At 69.5% G+C, this 9,863-nt stretch carries 10 protein-coding genes; 5 read left to right on the forward strand and 5 right to left on the reverse strand.

All coding sequences use genetic code 11. The features are described 5' to 3' along the window. Window positions 1–312 precede the first annotated feature (312 nt). The 3 genes from FL583_RS11685 (at window position 313) to FL583_RS11690 (ending at window position 4,087) form a co-directional block, all read left to right on the forward strand. On the forward strand, window positions 313–3,564 hold the full coding sequence (locus FL583_RS11685) for a hybrid sensor histidine kinase/response regulator (RefSeq protein ID WP_142704599.1): 3,252 nt from the start codon (window positions 313–315) through the stop codon (window positions 3,562–3,564). A 185-nt stretch (window positions 3,565–3,749) separates the two neighbouring features. Then, window positions 3,750–3,911 (forward strand): hypothetical protein, encoded by a 162-nt coding sequence (locus FL583_RS40045; RefSeq protein ID WP_170323601.1) that lies wholly within the window; start codon window positions 3,750–3,752, stop codon window positions 3,909–3,911. Then, the gene (locus tag FL583_RS11690) at window positions 3,908–4,087 is read left to right on the forward strand and encodes a hypothetical protein (RefSeq protein ID WP_142704600.1); all 180 of its coding nucleotides are present in this window, start codon (window positions 3,908–3,910) and stop codon (window positions 4,085–4,087) included. Before FL583_RS40045 ends, FL583_RS11690 begins: the two co-directional genes overlap by 4 nt. Before the next feature lie 221 nt (window positions 4,088–4,308). Here the strand turns inward: FL583_RS11690 and FL583_RS11695 are convergent, their stop codons facing one another. Beyond that, on the reverse strand, window positions 4,309–4,683 hold the full coding sequence (locus tag FL583_RS11695; protein WP_142704601.1) for a DUF3618 domain-containing protein: 375 nt from the start codon (window positions 4,681–4,683) through the stop codon (window positions 4,309–4,311). Beyond that, a complete protein-coding gene (locus FL583_RS11700; RefSeq protein ID WP_142704602.1) occupies window positions 4,680–5,177 on the reverse strand; it encodes a phage holin family protein in 498 nt (165 codons plus the stop codon). Before FL583_RS11700 ends, FL583_RS11695 begins: the two co-directional genes overlap by 4 nt. Window positions 5,178–7,011: 1,834 nt before the next feature. Between FL583_RS11700 and FL583_RS11705 the strand changes: the two genes are divergently transcribed. Then, window positions 7,012–7,974, forward strand: coding sequence for a helix-turn-helix transcriptional regulator (locus tag FL583_RS11705; RefSeq protein ID WP_142704603.1), 963 nt, complete (start codon window positions 7,012–7,014; stop codon window positions 7,972–7,974). An 86-nt stretch (window positions 7,975–8,060) separates the two neighbouring features. On the opposite strand, the gene FL583_RS42890 is transcribed toward FL583_RS11705, so the two are convergent. The 3 genes from FL583_RS42890 to FL583_RS40050 form a co-directional block, all read right to left on the reverse strand. Beyond that, complete coding sequence (locus FL583_RS42890; protein WP_420843129.1) at window positions 8,061–8,387, reverse strand: helix-turn-helix domain-containing protein; 327 nt, start codon at window positions 8,385–8,387, stop codon at window positions 8,061–8,063. A gap of 24 nt (window positions 8,388–8,411) precedes the next feature. After that, window positions 8,412–8,735: a hypothetical protein gene (locus tag FL583_RS11715; RefSeq protein ID WP_142704604.1), complete on the reverse strand. Its 324-nt coding sequence runs from the start codon at window positions 8,733–8,735 to the stop codon at window positions 8,412–8,414. A 202-nt stretch (window positions 8,736–8,937) separates the two neighbouring features. Further along, window positions 8,938–9,087 (reverse strand): hypothetical protein, encoded by a 150-nt coding sequence (locus tag FL583_RS40050; protein WP_170323602.1) that lies wholly within the window; start codon window positions 9,085–9,087, stop codon window positions 8,938–8,940. 315 nt (window positions 9,088–9,402) lie between these two features. Here FL583_RS40050 and FL583_RS11720 point away from each other — a divergent pair, with 315 nt between their 5' ends. Next, window positions 9,403–9,615: a hypothetical protein gene (locus FL583_RS11720; RefSeq protein ID WP_142704605.1), complete on the forward strand. Its 213-nt coding sequence runs from the start codon at window positions 9,403–9,405 to the stop codon at window positions 9,613–9,615. Window positions 9,616–9,863: the final 248 nt, after the last annotated feature.

Raw genomic sequence — 9,863 nt, forward strand, 5'->3', positions numbered from 1 at the left:
GTACTGGCCCGTCACCGAGCGCTCCGAGCCGTCACCCGACAGTCGATCGGCGACTGCCGCCCGGACTACGGTCGGCCCTGAACAGATGCCCGGCCGGGCCGGTGCGATGCGGCAGAAACCCTAGAGCCCCTTGTCGCCGGATGGGGCTGCGGTTGCTCAGCGGGCCACGAGTCCGGGACGGCGACCATCCTGCGCCCTTCGCGCAGCTTTCCGGTCAGCCCGCCGATGGCATGGCTGAGAACTGTCTCGCGGCCGGGTCGCGGCCGGGTCGCGGCCGGGGGTGGCGAAGCGATGAGATCGATGCTCCGATCGATGACCGCTGTGCTGAGCCGGGTGTCCGAGCGGACGAAGCTCACGGCGGTGTCGGTAATGCTGACGCTGCCGCTGCTGGTGGTGAGCAGCGCCTACGTGAGCGTGGAGCACGGCCGGCTGGTGTCGGGCCGGCTGGAGCGGGCCGGCGCGGCGTATCTGGTGCCGTTGAGCCGCCTGGCCACCGAGGTCACCCTCGCCCGGCACACCCTGGCGCTCGGGGGCCGGCCCGACGCCACCGCGATGCGTACGGCCGTCGACGCGGTGGATCGCGTCGACGACCGGTACGGGCACGCGCTGGGGCTGGACGGGCAATGGCCGAAGGTCGACGACACCCTCGAGCGGGCCGTCGCCGTCGACGGTGTCCGGGCGGGGGTCGCGGCTTACAACAGCGCGGTCGACCAGATTCTGGCGCTGATCACCCGGGTCCGGGAGCCCAGTACCGCGCTGGACGCCGACGTGGACACCTACTACGTGATGAATGCGGTGATCCTGCAGCTTCCGGTGCTGCTGGACACCCCGCTGCGGGCCATCGACCTCGCGTTGAGCACCTCCCCGGGCGGCGAGGTCGGGGGCGGCGCCGGTCTGGCGGCGATGGCCGCGATGGCCGGCCGCACCACCGTGGTGACGAACTCGCTTAATACCGGCCTGGCCAAAGCGTTCGCCGCGACGAGCAGCCCGGCGCTGCTGGCGTTGAAGCCGCTCACCATGCGGACGGTGGCCATCCACCGCGCCGGATCGGCGCACGTGCTCGCGACGGCCGCGGCCGGCGCCACCCTCGCGGTCGAACCGGGCCTGCTCGATCCGATGATCACCCAGACCACCGCGCTGAGCCGGGCGCTGCTGCCGGTGGTCGAGGACCTGATCGACGCCCGGATCCGGCATCTGGAGCACCGGATCTACGGTGTCGGCGCAGCCACCGGTTTGGCGATCCTGCTCGCCGCCTACGTGCTGCTCTCGTCGCTGCGCGGGATCCGCCGCGGCCGGGACCAGGCCGTGGCCGCGGCCGAGGCGAAGTCGGCGTTCCTGGCCACCATGAGCCACGAGATCCGCACCCCGCTCAATGCCGTGATCGGCATGACCGGCGTCCTCATGGACACCGACCTGGACGAAAACCAGCGCGAGTACGTCACCACTGTGCGCGACAGCGGTGAGGCGCTGCTCAGCACGATCAACGACATCCTCGACTTCTCCAAGATCGAATCCGGGCAACTCGACCTCGAAGCCGAGCCGTTCGACGTCCGCGACTGCGTCGAGAGCGCGCTGGCCCTTGTCGCGCTCCCGGCCGAGCGCAAAGGCTTGGAACTGGTCGGCAGCGTCGACGCCGGTTGCCCGCCGATGCTGCGCGGCGACGTCACCCGGCTGCGGCAGATCGTGGTGAATCTGCTGTCCAACGCAGTGAAGTTCACCGAGCACGGCGAGGTCGTGGTCAGCACCCACGCCCGGCAACTCACCCCGGATCCGGCCGGGCCGGTGCAGCTGAGCGTGGCGGTCCGCGACACCGGACCGGGCATCCCGGCCGACCGTGTGGACCGGGTGTTCCGGTCGTTCTCGCAGGTCGACTCGTCCACCACCCGCGTCCACGGCGGCACCGGGCTGGGGCTGGCGATCAGCCGCAACCTCGCCCGCGCGATGGGCGGCGACATCGCCTTGGGCAGCACCGTCGGTGCCGGCTCGACCTTCACCCTGACCGCTCAGCTGTCGGGCTGTCCCGACGTGACGCCGGCCGGGGTGGGGCCGTCGCGCCTGATCGGGGCGACGGCGTTGATCGTCGACGACAACGCCACCAACCGCCGCGTGCTGTCGCTGCAGCTGACCGGCTGGGGCATGACCTGCCTAGAAGCCGGGTCCGCCGCGAACGCGCTGGCGCTGCTCGCCGCCGGTTCCCGCGTCGACGTGGCGATCCTGGACATGCAGATGCCCGGGAAGGATGGTGTCGCGCTGGCCCGGGACCTGCGCGCCCATCCGGAGACCGCCGGTCTGCCGCTGATTCTGCTCAGCAGCGTGCAATGGCGGCCCGGACCTGACGCCCACGGCCTGTTCGCCGCGGTGCTGGCCAAGCCCGCCCGCGCGGCGCTCCTGCACGACCGCATCACCCGGGCCCTCGATCCTCAGCCCACCGGCCCGCGTCGTTCCGACGACTCGCTCCCCACGCGGGCCCAGCCGAACGGACAGGCCGGTACGGCCGATGTTCCGCAGCCGCAGGCTTTGCGGATCTTGCTGGTCGAAGACAACCCGGTGAACCAGCGCGTCGCGCAGCTGCTGCTCGGCCAGCTCGGCTACCGCGCGGACACCGCCGGCAACGGCCTGGAAGCCCTCCGCGCGTTGCAGCGGGCGGCCTACGACGTGGTGCTCATGGACGTGCAGATGCCGGTCATGGACGGCCTGGAAGCCACCCGCCGCGTCCGCGCGGACCTGCCCGCCGCGCAGCAGCCGCACATCATCGCCATGACCGCCAGCGTCCTGGTCGAAGACCGCACCGCCTGCCGCGCGGCGGGCATGAACGACTACCTGGCCAAACCCGTCCGCGTCCACGCCCTGCGCGACGCCCTTGCCGTCCTCACGCCCGCTACACCGACATCCACCGCGCCCGGACTCGCCCCGCCCGAATCCGCCCCGCCCGAATCCGCTCGGTCCGAGGCCACCGTGTCCGGGCCCACAGCGCAGCTCGCTGTCTCACCCGATGGCGTGCTGGACCACCACCCTGACGCCGAGAGGCTCGACAGTGAGCACGGCAGCCCTGCGGATCACGGGCCGCTTGAGGAGAGCGTCCGGGGGCGGCTGCGCGAGCTGGTCGGTCCCGGGTCGCCGCTGGACGAACGCCGCCTGGTCGCCGGTCTGGCACGCTCGTTCACCGCGGCCGGCCCGCAGCTGCTCGTGCAGCTCACCGCCGCGGTCCATCTCGGCGACAACGGCACCGCCGAGGCCCGCGCCCATCGGCTGCGCGGCGCGGCAGCGAACCTCGGACTGAGCATGCTCGCCGACCTCTGCACCCGCTACGAGGATCTCGCCCGCGCCTACGCGCTCACAGCGGGCAGCGACCACGCGGCCGGTCTGGCCGCCGCCGCGGCCGAACTCGACCGCGGCCTGGCCGTCCTCGACCGGCTGCTGGCCGAACTGGGACCTCTCGACGATGGCGCCCGGCACGGCTCGGCGCGGCACGAGGCGGCCTCGTACGAGTCGGCGGCCAGTGCGGCGCCGAGCACCCCCGGTCCGAACCAGATGAGTGATTCCGATGTCGGTCAATGGTCGTAGGCGGTCGACGATCGGGCGACTGGGGGGCCGGTGGGGTCGTTGCGCTAGATCACGGCGGTCAAAGCGAGGAGTCCACTCGAGGTCGCTGGTCGCGACAGGCGGCGGGAACAGTTCGTACCTACCCGTGAATGGTGTATTCCGCCGGGCCGGTGCGGCAGCCTGTCCGCCTCAAAAGGAGGGCTGCGATGACCACCCGCAAGCTTGATCCTCACGAGGCTGCTGCCTACTGGTCGCAGCTGCGCGGCAGCACGCTGCGCATCAGCCTCGCCGGGGCCGTCGACCATCACCGGCACAGCGAGCTGCAGACGATGGTGAATAGCTGCCGGGGCATGTTGACCGGGCCGTGATCGACACACGCGAGGTCACGTTCTTCGGAGCCGCCGCCTTGAACTTCCTCGCCATGCTCGCGGCCACCGGCGCGACCGTCGTGGTCCTCGACGCCGCCGCGCGGCTCTCGATCCCCCGGCTGGTGCACGCCGTCGGACTGCAGGCACGGGTCAGCGTCTGGACCGTCGAGGACTGACCGGGCGTGGCCATTCCGGTCTCCGTTCGGGGAGGACGCCGATGTGGTCACCGGACCGATGGGATCGGTGGTGGGAAGGACACCATGAGTCAGGCGGGCGGATGTGACCGTCCGCCTGATTCGTGGTGTTGCTTCTGATTTCTCGGCCACCGGCTCGGCGGCACGCGGGATGGCGGCCGGACCCGGTCAGCGCGCGACCGAGCTCAGCGGCGGTACCACGCCTAGCGGGTCCGCGCCGCCCGCCGGCGGCGGCGCACACCAACCAGGACGAGCAGGAGGGCCGCGGCGGCGCCCGCGCCGGTGAGCGCGCGGGTGCGGGGGCTGCTGTCCTTGGCCGCCTGGGTGGCCCGGGCGGTGTAGGGGCGGGCCCGATCGATCACCGGCCCGGCTTTGGCGCGGGCGGTGACCGTGGCACGGGCGGCCGCCTGCCGGGCGCGAGCACGCGTGTCGGCCACCCGTGCGCGGGCGCGGCCGGATACGTCGGTCTTCGCGGCGAGCGCGTCGACGGTGTCGCCGAGCTCGGCCCGGGTCTCCGCGATCTCGGCGCGCAGTGTGTCGGCGTCGGGCGAGGGCTTGGACGGAGGGGAAGCGGTCATCGGTGTGCGTGCTCCTTCACGATCTGGGCGTCGGTTTTGAGGCCATCGACGGCTTCTGTGGGCACCGCGGGCGTGGCCTGGGAGAGGTTCTTCTTGCCCAGCAGTGCCACAACGCCGGCGGCGAGGAACAGAACGACCGCGACGACGAGCGCCGAGGCCCAGACCGGCAGCACGAGGGCCAGCGCGGCGATGGCAGCGGTGAGCAGAGCCCCGACGCCGTAGAGGGCGGCGATGCCCGCACCGCCGAACAGCCCGGCGCCGACACCAGCCTTCTTGCCCTTCTGCGTCAGCTCGAGACGCGCCAGCGCCAGCTCGTCGCGCACGAGCGTGGACACCTGCGTGGTGATCCGGGTGACCAGATCGCCGGTCGACAATTCTGCCGCGTTGACCGGGTCCGTGGACTCGGCCGGTGTTGGTGAGATTGCCGGTCTGGGTGGTCTTGCCGGTCTGGGTGGAATGGCCGGATCGGCCGGGAAGGTGGCGGGTTCAGCCATGTGCACTCCTCGGAAACGGGATGAGCATCGGCCACCGAATGGCCCGGTGACGGGGTCTTGGGAAGCCGATGCGGGGGGCTGAATCGGTTCGCTAGGTCATACCCGCAGTCCGCTCCCTCAATCCGCACGGCGATTCCGCGGCGCGGTCCTGACCGAGCCGGGCCGGCGGTTGCCTGGTGGTGGCGCGACCGTCTTGTCCACGCTCGGCCTCTATTCGCAGGGGCGGGGCGCAGCCTGAACTCGGCCGGCGCCATTCCGCCGAGTCCATCCACACAGGAAGCGCAGGTGGGGTCAGGACTTCCTGACAGCGTGGCCTCATTGGAGCGAAGAAGTGCCGGGCCGACTGTCCCACGGGTCTTCGTAGACGCAAGCGGGCACGGCGGACCCCAGCCGGAAGGAGATGTTCACCAGGAACAGCACTGCGGCGAGGACGCCGCCTAGATCACTGGCCAGCGCCTGGCGCGTGGCGAAGACGAACCCCGGCACCGTTCCTCTCGGTGGGGGCTATGAAGTATTGCCAGCAGAAGGCTGCGTAGTTTTAAGGTGTTGTAACGGCGATGTGGACGGTGAGGCGGCCCTTCAGCGCTGATGATGAGCCGTAGCCGGGAGCGCAGATACAGCGGCGGAGCGCATTACCTATTCGAGCCAGGTCGGGATCGAGGTAATGGCTTGTCGAACCCCCACCTCTCTCGCGCCCCACTGACGGTCCTAATGCGAGGACGCGGATCGCGTGACCTGGACCATTCGGCGCTACGTCCGGTTACCGGCAGGCGTGCCGATTGATCCGGATTCGGGTCAGCTTGTGCTCTGCTGCGCAGTGAGGCGGTGAACGATGTAGCGGGCGCGTCCCGCGGACTCGGCGCGGCTGTTCGCCGAGCGGCCATCTCTCCGCGGGCTTCAATCAGCAGCTGTGGGACGGGTGGCGGCTGATCTTGGGGCACCAGGGTTTGCGACGGCTGTATCTCAACGCGCTCCTTCTCTAGCACCGTTTGCCTGTTGTTTAGCTTGACTCCGCTGCGCAGATGGCGCATTGACGGCGCCATCTGGTTCTGCCAGAGCCGTCGTCGAGCGTGCCGCGAGGCCGATCTGAGTGGGCCGCTGCTCGCGGCGAGCCGTTCGGTCAACCGGGCGGCCTGCACGGCAGCGATGGCGGTCCTGTTCTTATCCGTGGTGGCTTTGGCTGTTCGGCTCCCTCTGATTCGTTTGTTGTGGTAGCCGCGGCTTTGGATGCGCTTGACGTGGTAGCGGCTGGTCGGCGTCAGTCCGACGCTTGAGAGTTGATGGCTCCGTCTCCCGAGGGTCCGCCGGGCGACGCCGCTCCTGCTGATCGCCGGTGGGGAGATGCGGCGCCGCGGTGGCTGGGCGCCGCTCAGACGGCCGGTTCTGGCTCGTCTGACCCGATGGCGCGTCCGTCATGTCACGTGAGGGCGGGGCGTCTGTTCGACGTGAGCCGTGCGGTGGTGGCGGCGTCGGAGGAGATCGTCGCCCGTTCCCGCGCCCTGGCCGATGCGTCCGGTCGCCTACTGCAGGAACGCCACGCGGACGATGCTCCGCCAAGCCGGCGCGTCGGCGCCGAATCCGAGCCGTCCGATCAGCCGTGCGGTGACGGTAGTGCGGCACGTCGGCACTCGTCTGGCGCGTAGACGGCGCTTTCCGCATTGTCGAGGCTCCCGCGTGAGCCATTTTCTCACTGTGCAGGGTCGGCCGGGTAGGGGAAGCGCTGGGTCAGCAAGTCCGACATGATGAGACGGCCGGGACACCTTAAGCCGTGAGTGCGTGGCATCCGTAGGTGTCCGGGTCAGCTCCATAAGCGATCCGACGAAGGAAGCATCGAATGCACGCCCCGCAACGGTCTTGGTTCGAAACCACCGACCCGGAGCAGGCTCGTGCGGTGATGGCCGCTGCCTACTCGGACAACCAATTGCGGTTACACGGATCTGCCGACAACTTCCATTTCGTGCAGGGCCGCAGCGACCTGGGGGGTGTCCATTTCGACACGTTGCGGATCTCGATGACCACTCAACTGGTGGGCGACCCGATCGATTCGGTCATGATCGGGCACATCGTCGGTTCTCAACCGCAAGCCTTCGACATAAGGTCCGGAGCCGACGAACGCCGCTATGTGCCCGGGGATGTCTTCTTCGGTATCCAGCCGGACGAAGAGTACGCCATTACCTACCACGGTATCGATGTTCATGCGGTCGGCCTGGACTTGTCCTTGCTGGACCAGATCGTCGATGAGCCTGCGATCGAGGTGGTCCACCGGTTCAGCACGCAACCATTGAACGTCGTCCGGGCACGTACCTGGCAGCACGTCGTCGATCTCCTGGAGACCGCGCTCAGCGTCGATGCGGTAGCCGCGTCCAGCCCGTTGGTCCTCGGGTCGGCGGGTCGGCTGCTCGCGGCCACGATGGTCGCGCTGTGGGACCCCGATCACGGCGAGCAGAAGCCACGGGACCGGCCCGAAGCGACTCCGCACACGGTGCGGCGGGCCGTGGCGTTCATCGAAGCCAACCCGCATGTCGACGTCAGCGTCGCGGACATCGCGCAGGCCAGCCACGTCGGGGTCCGCGCATTGCAGAACGCGTTCCGGCGCCATCTGGACACCACGCCGATGGCGTATCTGCGACGGGTGCGCCTGGACCGCGCGCACCGCGACCTGCTCGCCGGCGACCCGGCGCTTACTACGGTGGCGAAGGTCGCGGCCCGGTGGGGGTTCGCTGATCACAGCCGGTTCACGGCCGCGTATCGCGACGCCTACGGCTGCCCGCCGTCGGTCACACTCCGCCGCAGGTGAACGGTCACCGTCGGGCGTCGACAGTCCCGGGCGGTTCTGCCGCCTGTCGGCCCGCGTACGGGAGCCACCCTGCGCAATGAGCGCGTCTACCGCCGTAAGGTCCGGCTCGGCGGCTGCCCGTAACGGGCCCGGTAGGCGTGCGAGAACCGGCCCGGGGCGCCGAACCCCCAGCGCAGAGCAATGGCAGCCACGGTGTCGCCGGCGGACGGATCCGCGGCCTGTAACTCGCGACGCGCACGGTCCAAGCGGATCTGCCGGAGATAGCCCAACGGTGTGGTGTCGTAGTGGCGCCGGAACGCGTTCTGCACTGCGCGGCTACTGGTTCTGGCCGCGTCGGATGTCGGACAGTCCGATCGGACGGTGCGTGTTGGCCTCGCTGAACGCGACCGCCGCCGCGCGGCCGCCGGGGCCACCAGGCCGGGCCCGGCGGTGTACGGCTAGATAATCGTCGTATTCGGAAAGGTGTGCAGCGCCGTCACCGCGACGTGGTGCGCCATCTCCCGGGCGAGCAGGGCACTTCCGAGCGGCGATGGCCGCTCCATGAGAGCGCCGTTGGCCGTCTTGACCACGGCCCGCCAGTAGCGGTGCATCTGCGGCGACACCGGAGTCAACTCGTCGAACCGCAAGTGCGAACCGGGAAGACCGGAAATCCCTTCGGCGGTCCGCTCGAGCCGCTGAATAAACAGCCGCAGCACGCTCAGGTTGATGTCGTGCAGGTCGAAACCCGACCGGAACCCCGACCAGGCACAGCGCCGCGTCACCAGGCGTGAGCTCGGCGCGAGCCGGCGGGCTTTCCAACAACACCCGGCCGCCCTCGACGACGACGAACAGAAAGTAGTCGAACGGGTCAGTGACCTGGCTGTAGTCGAGCGTGCTGCGAATCCGGTCACCGGCAATCACCGGTGTCTCACTCGTCTGCACCGCGAACCGGGCGTCTTCGCGCCCGCGAGCGAACCGCGACCGCTAGCCGACGAGCGTCTGCCACATGAATTCGGTGATCTCCTCTTCGACGGACGAGGAATCGAAGACCGCGTCACCGGCAGGCTTGACGGTGTGTCCGCCGACATGCGCGCCCCCTGAGAAGGCCGCTGACCGCTGGGCGACCAGGGCCACCAGCCTACCTGTCACGTGGGCGTCGGACGCAGGCCCGAATCGGAACGGTCCGCGCGTCGGGGAGGCCCGCTGACGATGACGACCTGTGGAAACGCGACCCAGATGATCGCTTGACCTAGGCTGACACCGAACGCACCGTCATGCCGCGGAGCGGACCCTCAGGGCCGCGCTGCATTGCCGTTCATGTTTCCTCGGACAGCACGTTGCCTGCGGCGGCGCGGCGCTCTCGCGGCTGGTCCGGGGCGCGCCCCGCTTCGATGGTCGTCTCGCTACGTCCGCTGGTTGTGAGAGCCCTGGGGATGATAGGAAGCCCTAATGATGGGCTTCCTGCGCAAGTACCAATGGTTGGTGGGGGTCCTATGGCTGGCAATGGGTGTTACGGAGCTGTTCCTGGCGGTGGTCAACTTTCGTCGTGGCGGCGCGGGTGACCCTGGTTTCTACGTCGACCTCCCCGTCGGCCTCGGTCTTTTCCTCGTCGCTTGGCTGACCTTCCGGCGAGCACGCCGAGTCTCACGGCTCACCGATTAGACGATGGCTGGCTCAGCTCCGCACCGAATCCTCGAAACCGCTGGCAGAAGAACCCTGATCGAACCGCACCTACCTTGAGGTGCTCTCCTGCCACCGATAGAGCGGGCCATCCTCCTCGGCATTTCAGCGCGCGACGCCAGGAACCTCGGTGTCGGTCTGAGGCGTCATAGGCGGCGCCGGGTCGCCGAACCACTCCGAGAGCGCTTGACGCAGGCGTGGTACCGCGGTGTCGGCCGGTTCGTCGATGT

This window comes from Cryptosporangium phraense (assembly GCF_006912135.1).
Classification (GTDB): domain Bacteria; phylum Actinomycetota; class Actinomycetes; order Mycobacteriales; family Cryptosporangiaceae; genus Cryptosporangium; species Cryptosporangium phraense.

Bases quoted from the DNA above. Each gene is read 5' to 3' on its own strand.
- FL583_RS40045 (WP_170323601.1), top strand. From the start codon at position 3,750: ATGACCACCCGCAAGCTTGATCCTCACGAGGCTGCTGCCTACTGGTCG.
- FL583_RS11685 (WP_142704599.1), top strand. From the start codon at position 313: ATGACCGCTGTGCTGAGCCGGGTGTCCGAGCGGACGAAGCTCACGGCG.
- FL583_RS11720 (WP_142704605.1), top strand. From the start codon at position 9,403: ATGATGGGCTTCCTGCGCAAGTACCAATGGTTGGTGGGGGTCCTATGG.
- FL583_RS11705 (WP_142704603.1), top strand. From the start codon at position 7,012: ATGCACGCCCCGCAACGGTCTTGGTTCGAAACCACCGACCCGGAGCAG.
- FL583_RS11695 (WP_142704601.1), bottom strand. From the start codon at position 4,683: ATGACCGCTTCCCCTCCGTCCAAGCCCTCGCCCGACGCCGACACACTG.
- FL583_RS11700 (WP_142704602.1), bottom strand. From the start codon at position 5,177: ATGGCTGAACCCGCCACCTTCCCGGCCGATCCGGCCATTCCACCCAGA.